The sequence below is a fragment of the Metalysinibacillus jejuensis genome, from assembly GCF_003057615.1.
GTDB classification, from domain to species: domain Bacteria; phylum Bacillota; class Bacilli; order Bacillales_A; family Planococcaceae; genus Metalysinibacillus; species Metalysinibacillus jejuensis.
The window spans coordinates 37,847-53,704 of record NZ_QAFW01000015.1 but is presented as its reverse complement, the minus strand read 5'-3'; the positions used below and the strand labels follow the sequence as shown (position 1 = coordinate 53,704).

The 15,858-nt window shown below is 39.0% G+C and carries 20 protein-coding genes and 8 tRNA genes; 3 read left to right on the top strand and 25 right to left on the bottom strand.

Features of this window, described 5'->3' with window-relative positions:
* A partial coding sequence (locus tag DDE80_RS07085; RefSeq protein ID WP_153060878.1) for a helix-turn-helix domain-containing protein occupies window positions 1-114 on the bottom strand: 114 nt, incomplete at its 3' end.
* 88 nt (window positions 115-202) lie between these two features.
* Between DDE80_RS07085 and DDE80_RS07080 the strand changes: the two genes are divergently transcribed.
* A complete protein-coding gene (locus DDE80_RS07080; protein ID WP_108306967.1) occupies window positions 203-343 on the top strand; it encodes a ribbon-helix-helix domain-containing protein in 141 nt (46 codons plus the stop codon).
* A gap of 74 nt (window positions 344-417) precedes the next feature.
* Entirely contained in the window at window positions 418-2,133 is a 1,716-nt protein-coding gene (locus tag DDE80_RS07075) for a M28 family peptidase (protein ID WP_108306966.1), read from the top strand.
* 54 nt (window positions 2,134-2,187) lie between these two features.
* On the opposite strand, the gene DDE80_RS07070 is transcribed toward DDE80_RS07075, so the two are convergent.
* The 22 genes from DDE80_RS07070 to acpS form a co-directional block, all read right to left on the bottom strand.
* A tRNA-Gly gene (locus tag DDE80_RS07070) sits at window positions 2,188-2,258 on the bottom strand.
* A 5-nt stretch (window positions 2,259-2,263) separates the two neighbouring features.
* A tRNA-Arg gene (locus tag DDE80_RS07065) sits at window positions 2,264-2,340 on the bottom strand.
* A gap of 21 nt (window positions 2,341-2,361) precedes the next feature.
* Window positions 2,362-2,444 (bottom strand) — tRNA-Leu (locus DDE80_RS07060).
* 34 nt (window positions 2,445-2,478) lie between these two features.
* A tRNA-Lys gene (locus tag DDE80_RS07055) sits at window positions 2,479-2,554 on the bottom strand.
* 19 nt (window positions 2,555-2,573) lie between these two features.
* A tRNA-Gln gene (locus tag DDE80_RS07050) sits at window positions 2,574-2,649 on the bottom strand.
* A 12-nt stretch (window positions 2,650-2,661) separates the two neighbouring features.
* Window positions 2,662-2,737: transfer RNA gene (locus DDE80_RS07045), tRNA-Asp, on the bottom strand.
* 39 nt (window positions 2,738-2,776) lie between these two features.
* Window positions 2,777-2,851 (bottom strand) — tRNA-Glu (locus DDE80_RS07040).
* A 4-nt stretch (window positions 2,852-2,855) separates the two neighbouring features.
* Window positions 2,856-2,930: transfer RNA gene (locus DDE80_RS07035), tRNA-Asn, on the bottom strand.
* 71 nt (window positions 2,931-3,001) lie between these two features.
* Window positions 3,002-3,439, bottom strand: coding sequence for a SprT family protein (locus tag DDE80_RS07030; RefSeq protein ID WP_108306965.1), 438 nt, complete (start codon window positions 3,437-3,439; stop codon window positions 3,002-3,004).
* Window positions 3,432-5,588 carry a Tex family protein gene (locus tag DDE80_RS07025; RefSeq protein WP_108306964.1) on the bottom strand — a complete coding sequence of 719 codons (2,157 nt, stop codon included), beginning with the start codon at window positions 5,586-5,588 and terminating at the stop codon, window positions 3,432-3,434. Before DDE80_RS07025 ends, DDE80_RS07030 begins: the two co-directional genes overlap by 8 nt.
* 225 nt (window positions 5,589-5,813) lie before the next feature.
* Window positions 5,814-6,392 (bottom strand): PP2C family serine/threonine-protein phosphatase, encoded by a 579-nt coding sequence (locus DDE80_RS07020; RefSeq protein WP_108306963.1) that lies wholly within the window; start codon window positions 6,390-6,392, stop codon window positions 5,814-5,816.
* Window positions 6,389-7,177: an RNA polymerase sigma factor SigB gene (gene sigB, locus DDE80_RS07015; protein ID WP_235612296.1), complete on the bottom strand. Its 789-nt coding sequence runs from the start codon at window positions 7,175-7,177 to the stop codon at window positions 6,389-6,391. The genes DDE80_RS07020 and sigB overlap by 4 nt, the downstream gene beginning before the upstream one ends.
* Window positions 7,152-7,625 (bottom strand): anti-sigma B factor RsbW, encoded by a 474-nt coding sequence (rsbW, locus tag DDE80_RS07010; RefSeq protein WP_108306961.1) that lies wholly within the window; start codon window positions 7,623-7,625, stop codon window positions 7,152-7,154. Before rsbW ends, sigB begins: the two co-directional genes overlap by 26 nt.
* Entirely contained in the window at window positions 7,625-7,957 is a 333-nt protein-coding gene (locus DDE80_RS07005) for an STAS domain-containing protein (RefSeq protein ID WP_108306960.1), read from the bottom strand. The genes rsbW and DDE80_RS07005 overlap by 1 nt, the downstream gene beginning before the upstream one ends.
* 73 nt (window positions 7,958-8,030) lie before the next feature.
* Window positions 8,031-9,026, bottom strand: coding sequence for a PP2C family protein-serine/threonine phosphatase (locus DDE80_RS07000; protein WP_108306959.1), 996 nt, complete (start codon window positions 9,024-9,026; stop codon window positions 8,031-8,033).
* A gap of 13 nt (window positions 9,027-9,039) precedes the next feature.
* Window positions 9,040-9,441, bottom strand: coding sequence for an anti-sigma regulatory factor (locus DDE80_RS06995; protein ID WP_108306958.1), 402 nt, complete (start codon window positions 9,439-9,441; stop codon window positions 9,040-9,042).
* A 2-nt stretch (window positions 9,442-9,443) separates the two neighbouring features.
* Entirely contained in the window at window positions 9,444-9,806 is a 363-nt protein-coding gene (locus DDE80_RS06990; protein WP_108306957.1) for an STAS domain-containing protein, read from the bottom strand.
* On the bottom strand, window positions 9,803-10,621 hold the full coding sequence (locus DDE80_RS15670) for an STAS domain-containing protein (protein ID WP_108306956.1): 819 nt from the start codon (window positions 10,619-10,621) through the stop codon (window positions 9,803-9,805). Before DDE80_RS15670 ends, DDE80_RS06990 begins: the two co-directional genes overlap by 4 nt.
* Window positions 10,622-10,744: 123 nt before the next feature.
* The gene (locus tag DDE80_RS06980) at window positions 10,745-11,095 is read right to left on the bottom strand and encodes a type II toxin-antitoxin system PemK/MazF family toxin (RefSeq protein ID WP_108306955.1); all 351 of its coding nucleotides are present in this window, start codon (window positions 11,093-11,095) and stop codon (window positions 10,745-10,747) included.
* 5 nt (window positions 11,096-11,100) lie between these two features.
* On the bottom strand, window positions 11,101-11,274 hold the full coding sequence (locus DDE80_RS06975) for a hypothetical protein (RefSeq protein WP_161952289.1): 174 nt from the start codon (window positions 11,272-11,274) through the stop codon (window positions 11,101-11,103).
* Between the two features lie 194 nt (window positions 11,275-11,468).
* Window positions 11,469-12,584 (bottom strand): alanine racemase, encoded by a 1,116-nt coding sequence (gene alr, locus DDE80_RS06970; protein ID WP_108306953.1) that lies wholly within the window; start codon window positions 12,582-12,584, stop codon window positions 11,469-11,471.
* A gap of 139 nt (window positions 12,585-12,723) precedes the next feature.
* Window positions 12,724-13,077 carry a holo-ACP synthase gene (acpS, locus tag DDE80_RS06965; protein WP_108306952.1) on the bottom strand — a complete coding sequence of 118 codons (354 nt, stop codon included), beginning with the start codon at window positions 13,075-13,077 and terminating at the stop codon, window positions 12,724-12,726.
* 55 nt (window positions 13,078-13,132) lie between these two features.
* Here acpS and DDE80_RS06960 point away from each other — a divergent pair, with 55 nt between their 5' ends.
* On the top strand, window positions 13,133-13,741 hold the full coding sequence (locus tag DDE80_RS06960; protein ID WP_108306951.1) for a rhomboid family intramembrane serine protease: 609 nt from the start codon (window positions 13,133-13,135) through the stop codon (window positions 13,739-13,741).
* A gap of 62 nt (window positions 13,742-13,803) precedes the next feature.
* Here the strand turns inward: DDE80_RS06960 and DDE80_RS06955 are convergent, their stop codons facing one another.
* Window positions 13,804-15,291, bottom strand: a complete 1,488-nt coding sequence (locus DDE80_RS06955) for a PH domain-containing protein (protein WP_108306950.1) — start codon at window positions 15,289-15,291, stop codon at window positions 13,804-13,806.
* A complete protein-coding gene (locus DDE80_RS06950) occupies window positions 15,281-15,760 on the bottom strand; it encodes a PH domain-containing protein (protein WP_108306949.1) in 480 nt (159 codons plus the stop codon). The genes DDE80_RS06955 and DDE80_RS06950 overlap by 11 nt, the downstream gene beginning before the upstream one ends.
* Window positions 15,761-15,858 lie beyond the last annotated feature (98 nt).

Below are 15,858 nucleotides of genomic sequence, written 5' to 3'. Positions count from 1 at the left end.
CGCAAGCATCTTATTGTAGACAAGACGAACACAACCAAATGTTTTGGCTAATAATACTGCCTGTTCTCTGTTTGGTAGTAAACGGAATTTGAAAGCTTTGTTTTGTTTAGTCATATCAATTCACCTCGCTTTATACGGAATAATATCGTATATATTGATTGTATCGTAGAAATACCGTACAATCAAGTGAGAGGTGATAATTTTGAAAGATAATAAAGAACGTGTAGAAATTCGTATGCCTAAATCAATTATCGAAAAATTAGATAAATACCAAGAAGAAAACGGACTGTCTACAAGAACAGCAACTATTCTCGAATTATTGCGAAAAGGCTTAGAAAAATAACGTTGGCTAAAGCCAACCGAAATTCATCTCCCACCTACTCATTGGTGCTATTCGCACCTTCACATTCCTTGAGGATGGGAGACTTCTTTCGGAAAGCCGTTAAAAAAGCAGAGCTTACGTTTACTACCGTAACAGGCGAGTCTCATACTGCTATTTTAGGTAGTTATCAAACACATTTTGTAACAGATGGACCTACAACTTTCGATATCGTATATGCAGGTAGAGGTACAGCTTATAATTTCGAATCACTCGATGTCACTAACAAGTTAGTCGTCATCGATATTGACCAAGAACAAGATTGGTGGATAAGCTATCCTGCCATGCAAGCCCATGTAAAAGGAGCTGCTGCTATTATTGCTGTGCAGCTGGGTGGATTTTCAGAAGTCCATCCAGATGCTCTTAACGCGCAAGATATTTGCGGTCCAGCAAATGCACCAGCCTTTTCTATGTCACAAAGCGATAGCCAACTTTTACGTCAACGCTTTGCAAAAGAAACTACTTTCTCTGTAACTTTTGATGCTGTTTCCATCGTTAAGCCTCAAGGTAAAAGCTATAACTATCATGGCCGAATTGAAGGTATAGAAAAAGATAGCTTTATTTTACTATCCGCACACTATGACTCTTATTTCTCAGGCTTTCAAGATGATCATGCCGCGATAGCACTAATGTTAGGCATAGCGAAAGATTTATTAGCACAAGGCGTACAGCCTCAAAAAACTATTATTTTCTTAGCGCTAGCTGCCGAAGAATGGGGTGTCATCGACTCACGATATGATTGGTCAGTCGGCGCTTATAATCAAATCTTTCATGTGCGACCAGAATGGCGGGGTAAAGTTTTTGCAAATATTAACTTTGAACTACCTGCTGTTGCACATATGAAAAAGCATCGTATTCGTTGTGTTTATGAACTTACAAGTTTTTTACAACAGTTTGCCCAATCTATGCCGCCACATAAAGCATATCCTAACGGCATAGAAATCGTGGCTCCGCTCGCTACGACTTCTGATGACTTTTCATTCGCTATTGGTGGTATTCCCGCGCTACGTAATGATTTTCAAGATTCACCCTTCATTCGTACGCACTATCATACGCAATTTGATGATGCTTCAACTTTCAATAAAGATGTCATTGATTTTCAATTACAGACGTATCGCTCTCTTATTAAACATTACGATACACTGCAAGTAGTACCGTTAGACTTTACAACACGCTTAGAAGCTATGCGTAAAACAGCACCAGCGTCGTTATACGAGGTAATTGATCAGGCTATTACTTTAGCTAAACAGCTACCTCCGTTCACTAAGCAACATAACGGTAAACTACTCGATTTATTTTACTTTATGGAAACTCACTTCACTAAACTTACTTGGCACGATGAAGTCATTTTTCCACATGAACATGCATTACAAAATATCGAAGCACTCCAACAAGCCATTCAGTCTTTAGAACAAAATCAACTTGAGCAAGCGCTGCTCCACCATTTACATTTAATCGATAATAACTGGCAAGCGTATGATTTTGATCGCACTTTATATGACCACTTCACTAATTATGTAATCGATGCACCCCCGAATAAATTATTATGGGGCACAGGACGTATTATGGGTCATCTTGATTTATTCGATGTCATTCAATCTCTTAAAACTAAAACTGCCGCAGATGACACGGCAGTTGAACAGCAAATGCTACAACAAGCATTAACAGAGCAACAAAAGCTTTTACAGAAAACTGTACAAACTATGCATACGCAACTTTTACAATGCATTAAAGCACTGCAACAACTCTATTGAAATTCTAAAAATAAAAAGACCTTTTAGCCATTTGACTAAAAGGTCTTTTTGATAAGCGGGTGATGAGAATCGAACTCACATCATCAGCTTGGAAGGCTGAGGTTTTACCACTAAACTACACCCGCATAGATGGCGCGCCCGAGAGGAGTCGAACCCCTAACCTTCTGATCCGTAGTCAGACACTCTATCCAATTGAGCTACGGGCGCTTGATTTAATTATAAGTTTGATGCGGCCGAGAGGACTTGAACCTCCACAGGGTTTCCCCCACTAGGCCCTCAACCTAGCGCGTCTGCCATTCCGCCACGACCGCAAAATGTTACATACAAACACTATCTTATAAAAACTGGTGAGCCATGCAGGATTCGAACCTGCGACCCCCTGATTAAAAGTCAGGTGCTCTACCAACTGAGCTAATGGCTCTTTATAAAAACAAAAAAAATGGCTGGGGTACTAGGATTCGAACCTAGGGAATGACGGAATCAAAATCCGCTGCCTTACCACTTGGCTATACCCCAATCATTTTAAAATGGCGGTCCCGACCGGGATCGAACCGGCGATCTCCTGCGTGACAGGCAGGCATGTTAACCGCTACACCACGGGACCTCATAATAAAAACCCTAAAACCTTAACATTTCTAAAAAATGGTGACCCCTACGGGATTCGAACCCGTGTTACCGCCGTGAAAGGGCGGTGTCTTAACCGCTTGACCAAGGGGCCTAAATGGCTCCGAAGGTAGGACTCGAACCTACGACCGATCGGTTAACAGCCGATTGCTCTACCACTGAGCTACTTCGGAATAGTCGTTTGTCGTTCTTAACTCGACTTTTACTATTATAGATGCCATTTTATAAAACGTCAACACTTTTCTTACACTTTCTTTATTTCACCTTTACATTGTCCACAATAATAGCGTAGGGTATCGATTTTTCGCTGACGATAAAAGCGAACACCACATTGGCTACATTCATAAATATGCTTTGGTGTTACCGCTTGTAAAGGCTGACAAAAGCGCGGCGCTCCTACATTGTTAGCTAATGTTTTGAAGTCTTTATCGCGATGCTTATATCCTCGTCCTTGCAAATGCAAATGATAATGACAAAGCTCATGTTTAATAACCGCAATCAGTTCTTGTTGCCCGTAGCGTTCATAAACAGCAGGATTTATTTCGATATGATGAGTGCGTAACATATAGCGCCCTCCTGTCGTACGAAGGCGCGGATTAAAATATGCATGATGTTTAAAAGATATCCCAAAAAAGCGCGTGGATATTTCACATACTAACGCTTGTAACGCTTCATTATTCATGAGGTGCAATCATCGTTAAGCTAATGCGGTTTTTAGTTAAATCAATTTGCTCCACCCAAACCGTAACGATATCTCCTAATGTCACAACATCTAAAGGATGTTTAACTCTTCCTTTACGTAACTTAGAAATGTGTACGAGCCCATCTTGCTTAACGCCAATATCTACAAATGCACCAAAATCCACAACATTGCGCACAGTACCTTCTAATGACATACCTACTTGTAAATCTTCCGCTTTTAACACATTTGTTTTTAATAGCGGTTGCGGAAATGCATCTCGCGGGTCACGCATAGGTTTACGTAAGACGGTAATAATATCTGCTAAGGTAATATTACCTACATCTAAAACTTGTGCGAGTTGTTCAATATTAATCGATTGCAATGCATCATCTAACTCTTTCGTACCAAGCATACCTTTATCCATATCAACTGCTTTTAGTACAGCTTCAGCGAGATGATAACTTTCCGGATGAATACCCGTAGCATCTAAAGGATTTTTCGCATCTAATACACGTAAAAAACCAACAGCTTGCTCATACGTTTTAGCACCAAGGCGTGGCACTTTTTTTAACGCACTACGTGAACGATAGGCGCCGTTATCATTACGCATTTTTACGATATTTTCTGCTACTGTTTTAGACAGTCCTGAAACATGTTGTAGCAAGGATACAGAGGCAGTATTCACATCTACACCTACTTGGTTAACAGCGGTCTCAACGATAAAAGCTAACGACTCAGCTAGTTTTTTCTGTGATACATCGTGTTGATACTGCCCTACACCTACCGCTTTCGGTTCAATTTTTACTAACTCTGATAGGGGGTCTTGCAAGCGACGCGCAATTGAGACAGCGCTACGCTCTTCCACTTGTAAATCAGGAAATTCCTCCCGTGCAATAGGTGAAGCTGAATATACCGAGGCACCAGCTTCATTGACAATAACATAAGATGCCTGTAGCGGCTGCTCCTGTAAAATTTCTGCGATAAATTGCTCTGTTTCACGCGAAGCTGTACCATTACCAATGGCAATAATTTCAATAGGATAACGCGTTAACAAAGTCGTGACTTGGCGCTTAGCTTCTTGGCGTTTGCTCTCCCCCGATGTATGGGGATAAATAACGCCCACTTCAATCATTTTACCGAATTCATCAACTACAGCTAACTTACAGCCTGTTCGAAATGCAGGGTCTACACCTAATACGTAGCGGTTTTTCATAGGTGGTTGTAACAGTAAGCTACGCAAGTTCTCAGAAAAAATATGAATGGCTTGTTGCTCAGCGACCTCTGTTAATTCCCCTCTTAATTCACGTTCAATTGAGGGTTGAATTAAACGTTTAAACGCATCTTCTATTGCCTCTTTTACAATGCTAATTGCTGGTGAATTACCCGTTGCCGGAATCCACTTTGTATACATTAAACGCAATACTTGATCGATAGGAAATGCAATTGTCACACGTAGCACATCTTCTTTTTCCCCACGATTAATCGCTAATATACGATGCGGTACAATAGCGTGAAGCGGTTCAGTATAGTCATAATACATTTCAAAAACTTTCTGTGCGTCTTTCTCTTCTTTTTTTACTGCTGTCGTAATCACACCGCGCTTACGACCTACATCTCGAATTTTTTCGCGAATCGTTGCATCATCCGAAAAATTTTCAGCTAAAATATCACGAGCACCTTGTAAAGCGTCCTCTAAAGTTAACGCCTCTTGCGCTGGGTATTTTGCATATAACTCGTCTAATGGTGTCATTTTAAACGCTAATAAAGCTGTGGCTAACGGCTCTAGTCCTTTCTCCTTTGCCATTGTCGCTTTTGTTCTACGCTTTTGTTTGAATGGACGATATAAATCTTCAACCCTTTGTAATACGGTTGCTTTCACGATATCTTGTTTTAATGGTTCAGTTAATTTTCCTTGTTCTTCGATGAGACGAAGCACTTCTTGTTTACGCTCTTGTAGCTGCATAGCATAATGGTAATCATCTTCAATTGCTTTAATTGCTACCTCATCTAACGATTGTGTAGCTTCTTTACGATAACGAGCAATAAAAGGCACAGTATTACCTTCTTGCAATAACTCGATGACCGTTTTAACTTGTTTAGGTGTAACTTGGACTTTTTTTGCAACTTCTTTAATCATTGTTTCTTCCATTCTACTCACTACCTTTCATCTTTTTATTTTACATGGAACTATCCCACATTTGCGAATTCTAACGGAGCATTAAGCTAAAAGGTAGAAATTCTTAGGAAGTGGGCATACTTGCAAGTGTATTGCTTTATTTGTAGCGGTTTCTCTTATTTCGACTACGCGAAGCTCTCCATTCCTTTTCTCCGATAAAAATAAGCTATTTGAGTAAGCAAAGCGCCCTCAAATAGCTTATTTTATTTCTATAGCAATCATCGTAGCATCATCTTTAAAGTCAATCGTAGGTATGACTGCGTTAACCATCGCTTGAGCCGAACTATGATTCTTTATGAGTTCAGCTGGTCTACGCACTACGATACCGTCTGAATGCATAAAGAATCGGCTATTCGGTTGATAATTTATATTTTGAGAGGTGATATGTAGTTTACGACCTGATAGAAATCCCGCTTGTGGAATCGGATAAATTAATTTATCTGCATCGTTGATCATATACATTTGCACATTACCTACAGAACTATATTCTACCTGTTGCGTGGCGTAATGAACTTTAGCGATAGCGATAGCAGCGCCTCGCTTATACTTCAATGCTTCATTGCAACGCGCCATTAGTTGACAGACAGACTCATCGCTATATTTCGTTAAAATCTCAGGCATTACAGCAGCGGATTGTTGTGCCATCTCACCACTTCCAAGACCGTCAGCAATACTACAAATATAATAATCGGGATGATATTTTTCAAAGCAACTATCGCCTGCTATTAAACCGTGTTCTTTAGCTGCGCAATAAATAGCACTCACTACTGTGGTCATGATGATACACTATCCTCTACTAATACAGCATCTTGTAACTTTTTAATCGCTTTACGTTGAAGACGTGAAACATGCATCTGAGAAATACCAAGTCGTTCGCCCGCTTCTTTTTGACTTAGTTGCTCTAAGTAAGTGAGTTGAATGATTTGTTTCTCTCTCTCTGTTAACACATCCATCGCTTCCGCTACTATCATGCGCTTATTGGTCTTTTCATACTCTTCATCAGTTTGACCAATAACGTCAAACAGTGTAATAGAGCTACCGTCAGAATCAGATTCAATCGAATGATCCATGGACAACGCTTGATAACTACGTCCCATCTCCATTGCTTCTAACACTTCTTCATCCGTTACTTCTAGACGCTCAGCAATTTCTGAAATTGTAGGTGAGCGTTGCAACTCCGTCGTTAAAGCTTCCACTGTAGATTTAATACGAGGCCCCAGTTCTTTAATGCGACGTGGCACATGAACATCCCATGTTTTATCTCGTAAAAAACGTTTAATTTCTCCTACAATTGTCGGTACCGCAAAAGCTTCAAAAGTACGCCCAAACTCCACATCAAAGCGACGAATAGCGCCTAATAAGCCTAACATACCTACTTGTTTCATATCTTCTAAGTTCGAGTAGTTACTTGAGTACTTACGTGCAATAGAATCCACCAAGTATTGATAGTTTAATACTAAGTTCGTTTGCGCTTCTTGGTCTTCATTTTGTTGATACTGCACAATCCACTCAAAAACTTGCTCTTTAGAAGCACGTTTATTGTGTTGTGACTTTTTCGGCAACCTCATCCACCTGCTCTCTAGCGATGTATTTTGTCATGAAGACTGTCACACCACTATCGTTGTTTGCCAATAATACCTCATCCATAAGTGCATCCATTAAATATAAACCTAGTCCGCCTTCGCGTAGGTTTTCAATAGATTGCTCATTATGATAAGGTCCTACTGTTGATTTTACCGTTTCATATTCAAAGCTAGAACCATAATCCGAAATCATCAGTTCGATTTTCTCTTCGTACATCGCACAGCCGATTACCATTTCACCAGCACCTTCGTAAGCGTGATGCACAACATTAGTGACAGCTTCACTAACAGCGATTTTCAAATCTTCTATATCATCATAAGAAAAGCCAATACGGCTTGCTAAACTAGAAACAGTTAAACGGATAACACTCACATATTGAGACTTAGCAGGAAATTTCATCTCTACATAATCAAATGGTTTCGTCATTAGCTTAATTTCACCTTCTTTTCGCCCTCAATATTCATAAGCTCACTTAAGCCTGTAATTTTAAACAAATGTTTAATACGTTCTGATAAGCCTGTAAGTCGAACGTTGCCACCTTCACGTTGTACACGCTTATAAAAAGCGACAAAAATACCGAGACCAGTACTATCAATATAGCTCACATTCGTTAAGTCAACTTCGATATTAAGCCCTTCCGTTACTTCTACGGCTTCTAAGCCGTCACGTAATTGCGGTGCGGTATAGGCATCAATTTCACCTTCTACATAACCACGTAAAACATTATCATCTTCTTTAAAATAAACTTTCATATCCATCGTAAATAACCCCCTCTGTAATTTACCCAGTGTTAATTACTGTAGTGTACCCTTAGCGAATAACTTTTAAACCTTATCTTTTTTTAATTACTACTACAGTAAAATCATCTCTTAAATTAAATTCATGTAACTCTTCAAGTTCACGATATAAATATTCACAAATCTGTTGTGGCGCCAAATGTTTTACATCGTTAATTAGCGAAGCCACAACACCTCGCTCATCAATATCATCACCTTGCCTAAACTCAGTTACACCATCAGTAACTACAATAACCATGTCATCTTTATGTAAAACGACTTCATTATCGATATATTCGGCCGTAGGAATAATACCTAGTAAAATACCGTTTGCCTCTAAATCATAAAATTTATCTTCCTGTGCGCGGTATAAAAAAGCAGGCTCATGACCAGCTGAACCATAATAAAACTTATTTGCTCGTGGTACATAGCAACCGTAAAACATCGAAATAAACATGCTGTCGTCTACGTTTTGTTCAACAATTCGATTTAAGACACTCAGCACGCGTGAAGGCGTATGCCCAGAGTCTCGCATCGTCTCTAGTCCATATTTCACCATGGACATACAAAGTGCTGCAGGGACCCCTTTCCCTACAACATCCGTTACTGCTACCCCTACGTAACGATCATCTTCAATAAAGTGCACATAGTCGCCATTCACAGTTTTCAATGGTGTGGACACCATACCGATTTCGACTTGTTCACTTGTAGGTATTGTTGTTTGAAGCATGGTCTTTTGGACATTAGCTGCGATATTCATTTCAATTTGTAATTCAGCTTGCTTCTGAATTAAGCTTTGATGTTCACGCAAAGCCATGCCGTAATGCACCATCATTTCGATGAGGAAATCATAAGCTGTGCGAAGCCCTTCAATTTCCTCAGGGAAGATTTCTTCTACGGCTTCTTTGTGTAAACTTACGACATCTTCTGGAGCAACATTACGGCGAATAAGCTGCCTCACAAAGTTTTGACCTATATATAAATTACGCTCATTTTGATCTTTAATATAATCTGATAAAATTTTATGATATTCGCGTTCTAATTCTTCCATTTACACTCACACCTTATCGCAGCCATTTAGTAATTGTAATCGTTGTCCCTTCACCACTTTTCGAGACAATATCCATGCTATCCATTAAGCGTTTTACCCCAGGAAGTCCCGCACCTAACCCTCCTGAAGTAGAGTAGCCATCCTCTAACACTTTACGAACATCTTCTATCCCCGCACCTTTATCGCTTGCCACAATTAATATACCTTGTTTGCCGTCTTCATCTAAACGCTCAATATCAATACGGCCTACACGGGCATATAAGTATATATTTCTAGCTAATTCGCTAATGGCAGTCGTAATCCGTGCTTGGTCCACTGTTCCGAAACCGAGAGCTTTTGCCTCATTACGCCCTAGTTGACGTGCAGCAACGATGTCCCATTCCGTAACAATTTCCACTGACGTTTGTTTTGCCATACTTAACCCCCCAGTTCTTTTCGAAGCTGTTCTAACCCTTTTTCTAAATCGAGTGCCGTGGAGTTTGCATTTAAGCTAATACCAAGTTCTACGAGTGTGATAGCGACAGGAGGTTGAATGCCGGTTAATACTAATTTTGCCCCCATTAACGCCACCATATTAATTGCGTCTCCTATTACTTTCGCAATATACGAATCCATAAAATCCACAAATGTTAAATCTAAAACGACGCCTCGTGCACCTGTTTCATACAGTTTATTTAATAAATCTTCTTGAAACATCATAGCCATGTGATCATCTAATTCCCACTGAATTGAAACGATTAAACAGTCATATAATTTTAAAATCGGTACTTTTAAACTCACGAATCTTTCACCTCAATAATTTTTCGGTTAATGCTACGAAGTGCTTTTTCTACACCACGTTGCAATGTGCTTTCTGTTTCAAAATCGTGCATTTGCACACCTAAATTCACAATGGTCTGTGCAATCTCTGGACGAATTCCCACTAACATACTACGCGTACCAACCAAACGCAAAGCTTCAACAGCTTGCATCATATAATGTGCAACCATTGTGTCAACTACTGGCACAGCTGTAATATCGATTAACACCACTTCACTTTTATGCGAAACAGCACCGTGTAATAAGTTCTCTATTATTAATTTAGCACGTTCTGTGTCAACTGTGCCCACAATTGGCATTACAGAAATTTTATCAAAAATCGGAATAAGTGGGGCTGTAAGCTCTTTTAAAGCTAGTCTTTGCACTTCTACTGTGCTCTCCCACAAATCTACATGTAACTGCACAAAACGATTACGGATAGGAATAACACGTTTCTCTAACTCAATTAGTTGTCTATCCTTTGGCAACTCATCTACGATATTCAATTCGTCCATTAAACGATAAACACTTAAACCGATACAATCAAAAATATGCAAAACGGTGACAATTGACCATGTTAAACGTTTACTTCCTCTAAAGAAGTTTTGAAGACGTTGTTCTTGTTGCTCATCCACTAACTCAATTAAATCTAGCACTTCAGTAATAATCGGCTTTAATTGGCTATCCTTTAATACTTCTTCTGGTACATATTCTTTCCCACGGCTTAATTCTTCAATGGTACGTTCTACAATTTGTTGACGATGCTCTCTTATTGCTCCAAAAAACTGTTCATTCATGCTTGGTTACCCCGTTTCTTTTCTTTTATTTTAATCATACGCTGAAAACTTGTCTTTAGATACTAAAAAAGCACCGGTCACCTTATCATGTAAGTGATGGCCGATGCTATAGCTGTATGTATGTTATAAATCAACTAAACCTAAACTAATCATTAATGCAGCATCTACTTTTCGCATTAGCGGTTTATCTAGACGTGTAATTTTATCTGTTAAGCGCGATTTATCAATTGTTCGAATTTGTTCTAACAATATTACGGAATCGCGCTCAAAACCATACTCTTTTGCATTAATTTCAACATGTGTTGGAAATTTTGCTTTTGCAATTTTTGCTGTTACCGCCGCAACAATTACTGTTGGACTAAAGCGATTTCCAATATCATTTTGAATGATGAGAACTGGTCGTGTCCCTCCTTGTTCTGATCCGACCACAGGTGACAAATCTGCAAAATACACATCACCACGTTTTATATTCAAAACTGTTAACCTCCGCTCACGGCTCGCTCAACAATACTATCTGCTTCGTATTCTATCGTAATACACTCTGTTGCTAATTTTAAATTTATCGTGGACATTTCGCGATAGCCTTTCGCCATAACGTCATAAAATGAACGGTGATTAGTTGAAGGACGGGTCCCATTTTTGGTACAACTCATAAAGTCTCCTTGATGATGCTTAATACAATCAAATAGCTTCGCACACACAAAAACGTACCTCCATTCACAACTAATTTTCAAGTTGCCAAATTGATTAAGTACATTTTACCATTTTTGGAGGTCGAATTAAAGGCTCGAATAAGTCGTATATCTGTCGAAAAACCTATTTTTAGCGCTTTTTTTCTATTTTTTAATCATTTTTCATGTATTCTAGGGACGCGCGAAGTTAAAATACAAGGTATTTCGTAGTTTATAGTATTTAGTCTTTCGGCCCATTCTTCTATATGAATTGTATTATTTTGCTGTGTACCGAGCAATGTAACTTGCTCACCAACTTCATAAGCACTGTCTAGCGCCACCATACATTGATCCATGCATATTCTTCCTATAATCGGCATGCGTTTGCCATTAATAAGTACATCTTGTCCGCTTAAATTGCGTAATAAGCCATCAGCATAACCAATTGGTAATGTGCCAATATACATCGTCTTCGGCGCACAATAACTCGCCCCATAGCCAATACTCTCACCTTGTTGCACTTGCTTAACATGCGTTAACATCGTTGTTAATGACAGCGCAGGATGCAGTGCAAACGGCATATGTTTTGCCACATAGGATGAGGCTGCTAAGCCATACATTGCAATGCCATAGCGCACCGCATCAAATTGATATTTAGATGATTTAATTAGAGCTGTAGCCGTATTTGCTACATGAATTTGGCGTGGCTTTTGTCTTAGATAAGCAATCAATTGCTCAAACCGTTGCACCTGTTGTAAAAAGTACGTTTCATCTGCTTCATCAGCGGTAGCAAAATGGGTGAATGCCCCGTCAATATCAACTTCAGGATGCGCTTGGAAGCTAGCAATCTGTTTCATTTCTTCGCTAGATTTTATACCGATGCGCCCCATGCCGCTATCTATTTTTATATGCACCTTTAGTGCGCCTTCTCGCTTATAATGAAGCGCTTGTTCTAACCAATGTAAAGATGGTGTGGTAAGTGTAATTTCTTTGCTAATCGCCTCATTAACAAAGTTGGGCAACACAATACCCAATACAATAATTGGAACGTCTTTAAATACTTCTCTCATATGTAGTGCTTCTTCTAATGTAGCGACAGCTAAAGCCGTTGCACCTTCTTGTAATGCAACTTTAGCTATTTCGATATCGCCATGGCCATAAGCGTTAGCTTTCACTACTGCAATAATCTCTACGTTAGCAGTTAAGTGTTGTTGTAGATTACGAATGTTTTGTTGAATTGCCTTTAAATTTATCTTAATTTTTGTTGGTCTATAATATTGTACTGAGCTCATTTTATTCCCTCTTTCAGCCCAACCTAAACATAATACGCTACTGAATCAACACAATAAAACAAAACCAATTTTTATTTTGTTCTATTACTTATATCGACAATGTGTTTTATTTTTTCACATTTATAGCGAAATATTATGCTTAAACTAGGATAATTACTTGTGCAGCTGCATATTTTTCAGTATGCGTTATCGATATAAAATCACTTGTTAATTCATTGCAAAAATATAGTACAGGAGCACCTAAATCGTTCGCTATTATTTCAATATCATGCAAGCGACAATGTTCACCAATTCCAGTACCTAACGCTTTGGCATAAGCTTCCTTTGCCGCAAAGCGCCCTCCTAAAAATTCTAGCTGACGATGTGGCTTTAGTGATTGATAAATTTCATACTCACGCATAGTTAGCACTTTATTAACAAAGCGCGGCGTGCGCGTAATAATGTTCTTTAATCTTGGTAACTCTACAATATCTAAACCAATACCCTTTATCATAGCTATCTCCTTTAAAACTTGTGTATAATAATAAGAATGAATCCGAGGTGAACTTATGTTTAAACGCACAGAAAATTTCAAAGAGTATACAACGCTTTACCCTGTTGTGTCGACTTTATTAGCACTAAATATTATCATTTATCTTACGCGCTTTATCCCAATGCTAGGTGATGAAGTTTTTAGGTTAGGGGTACATGCCAACTTTGCTATTGCTGACGGAGAATACTGGCGACTGTTCACGAGTATGTTTTTACACGCTGATTTTTTACATCTCCTTATGAATATGTTTTGGCTATTTTTATTTGGTCCTGAACTAGAGCTATTAATGGGTAAATTACGTTTTATTACGATATTTTTAGGCGCTGGCTTAGTCGGAAATTTGGCTTCGTTTTTCCTTTATGAACCGAACTTTTTAAGCGTCGGCGCAAGTGGGGCTATTTTCGGTATTATGGGTGCTTACGCAGCGCTTATTTATTACACGCGAAAAATGATGCCTGAGTTGCGTCAACTTATTTTACCACTTATTTTAGTAAGTGTTGTAATGACATTCATTCAACCCAATATTAATATTGCGGCTCACCTTGGAGGGCTAGCTGGCGGCTTTCTTATTGGGTTAATTTATTTACACCCTAAGCGCGTCAATCGCTGGCGTACGCGTTTATAAATTAAAGCGGCTACTTAGAAAGTTTTGATTTTCTAAGTAGCCGTTTCTTTTTAGTAAAATTTTTATAATCGATCAAGCGCCTTAGCGTGATGATACCACGTCGCTATACGTTGTGCATCTGCCTCTTCTAAAGCTTTAACTGTTGCAGTTGCTCCTGTAGCACCCGACATAACATGAATCGTAACATCTTGTACCTCTTTGCGTTTTTTAAAATAAGTTGCCCGTTGGGTCATCGACTGGATACGATGCTTTTCTACATAAAAGGTGACACGGCTAACTATACGGTAGCGCAACACCAATTGTTTGTTCGTAATGGCGTAAGCTGTTGTGCGATGTTGCCAAATGCCAAAAAGGATAACTAGTGGTATGAGCGCTATACTTAACGCTCCCCAAGGCCATAAAAAATAGCTTAATGCCCCGATTAAAGGTAACACCCATAAAAAATCAATACGATAGAAAAAATGTTGCGCACGCTTAGGCGAAGCAATAAACTGTTGTTGCCATTCATAATGAGGGAAGAGTGCTTGCAACGGAGCTTCTAACTCTCTCTTTTTAATTAACGGAAATATTACCATCGAATCCTCACCACTTGTGCTACCTGCACTTTCGACACTTACTGTACTGTAGCCAAATAATTGCCGAAATGGATTTTCGACGATTTTAATAGCTTGCACACGTTTTAAAGGTATCGTTACACGTTTCTTTTCCAATAACCCTCTCGTAATGATTAGATTCTCTTCTTGTACAACTACTTTAAAACTATAGTATTTAATATACGTTAAAATTACGGATGCAAGCCACCCAATAGCAAAAATGACAACTACAGCTAATAAAATCATCAGTACACCATATTTGGCTAATGTAGCTAATTCACCGTAAATTTTTTCATAAGGGATGATATCAGATAGCTGACTGAGTAAAGCTACAATACCCGATATGAGTACACCTATACCACCAGAAGTTGAGGCTAGTATTAACAAATCTTTTGTCGACATTTTATACATAGCTGTAACTTCGGGTGTAGGCGTTTCTAGGACTACTTCTCTTTGTTCGACATCAGTTAACTGCTGTTTAGCTTTACGCATCTCTTTTTCAATTTCATTCGCAGCTTCACGCGTTAAAGCAGTTAACACTACCTCTGCCTCGCCGTCAGAACTACCTGCCGTTTCAACTTCTACTTTCACTAGTTTAAAAAGGCGATGTAAAACACTTTCATGATAATTTAATGTTTGGATACGCTCAAAAGGAATATAGCGTTTCTTTTTAACGAAAAGCCCATATTTAACACGTAACTCTCCATTCTCAAACCAATAGTGAAATGTCCACCAACGAATGATGCTGAAAAATACAGAAAACAACAAAATAACGCCCCAAAAGCCGATCATCGCTAAAGAGCTCCAAAAGTCTGAACTCGTTACATCGAGTGTGAATTTCGAGAAATTAGCTATGACAAGCAGGAACAGCGGTAGTAAAAATGCTTTGAATGTCTTTAAAGCATCGATACCTACTGCCGCAAATGGTAACTTTTTATATTGAGTATTAGACATCATCTTCCGCCACCCTTGCTAAATCTGAAATTCGTCCTCGTAGACGATCGGCCTCCTCCATATGTAAAGCAGGTATGATATGTGTTGTGGCTGCAGTCGAAATCGAAATATTCCCTAAACCGTAATATTTTAAAATAGGACCTTGCGTAGTATCAACATGTTGGACCCTTACCATGGGAATAATAGTGCGCTTTACAATAAACAAACCATGCTGAACTTCAATTTCATGTTCACTCACTTCATAACGCCAGCGCTCCCAGCGTATTTTAGGAAAAAGAATAACGGAAAAAAGAATGCTTAATAGTACAATACCCCAAGCAATAGCATGGACCCATGAAGGCCACACAAAACGTACCGTTAAATAGCTAACGATAGCAGCTACTATAATCAGTATTGTAGTCTGGATTATACCGTATAGTCGCCATACCGTTAATCCCTTACGTGAAATCTTATGTTGCGGTTCATTTATCAATACTTTCGCCTCCTTTATACTTTACGTGTACTTTAACAAAATGTTTCGTATTTGTCGCTAATTTAAAAAAATCCCAAACTGCAACGAGTGCAATTTGG

What these genes read in the sequence shown, in the direction of transcription:
- DDE80_RS07000 (WP_108306959.1), bottom strand. Translation starts at nt 9,026, where the DNA reads ATGGAAGAATTAGAACGCGAATATCATAAAATTTTATCAGATTATATT.
- DDE80_RS06960 (WP_108306951.1), top strand. Translation starts at nt 13,133, where the DNA reads ATGTTTAAACGCACAGAAAATTTCAAAGAGTATACAACGCTTTACCCT.
- DDE80_RS06975 (WP_161952289.1), bottom strand. Translation starts at nt 11,274, where the DNA reads ATGAGTTGTACCAAAAATGGGACCCGTCCTTCAACTAATCACCGTTCA.
- acpS (WP_108306952.1), bottom strand. Translation starts at nt 13,077, where the DNA reads ATGATAAAGGGTATTGGTTTAGATATTGTAGAGTTACCAAGATTAAAG.
- DDE80_RS15670 (WP_108306956.1), bottom strand. Translation starts at nt 10,621, where the DNA reads ATGAATGAACAGTTTTTTGGAGCAATAAGAGAGCATCGTCAACAAATT.
- DDE80_RS06955 (WP_108306950.1), bottom strand. Translation starts at nt 15,291, where the DNA reads ATGATGTCTAATACTCAATATAAAAAGTTACCATTTGCGGCAGTAGGT.
- DDE80_RS07020 (WP_108306963.1), bottom strand. Translation starts at nt 6,392, where the DNA reads ATGACCACAGTAGTGAGTGCTATTTATTGCGCAGCTAAAGAACACGGT.
- DDE80_RS06995 (WP_108306958.1), bottom strand. Translation starts at nt 9,441, where the DNA reads ATGGCAAAACAAACGTCAGTGGAAATTGTTACGGAATGGGACATCGTT.
- alr (WP_108306953.1), bottom strand. Translation starts at nt 12,584, where the DNA reads ATGAGCTCAGTACAATATTATAGACCAACAAAAATTAAGATAAATTTA.
- DDE80_RS07005 (WP_108306960.1), bottom strand. Translation starts at nt 7,957, where the DNA reads ATGGATATGAAAGTTTATTTTAAAGAAGATGATAATGTTTTACGTGGT.
- DDE80_RS07075 (WP_108306966.1), top strand. Translation starts at nt 418, where the DNA reads ATGGGAGACTTCTTTCGGAAAGCCGTTAAAAAAGCAGAGCTTACGTTT.
- DDE80_RS07030 (WP_108306965.1), bottom strand. Translation starts at nt 3,439, where the DNA reads ATGAATAATGAAGCGTTACAAGCGTTAGTATGTGAAATATCCACGCGC.
- DDE80_RS07025 (WP_108306964.1), bottom strand. Translation starts at nt 5,588, where the DNA reads ATGGAAGAAACAATGATTAAAGAAGTTGCAAAAAAAGTCCAAGTTACA.
- rsbW (WP_108306961.1), bottom strand. Translation starts at nt 7,625, where the DNA reads ATGACGAAACCATTTGATTATGTAGAGATGAAATTTCCTGCTAAGTCT.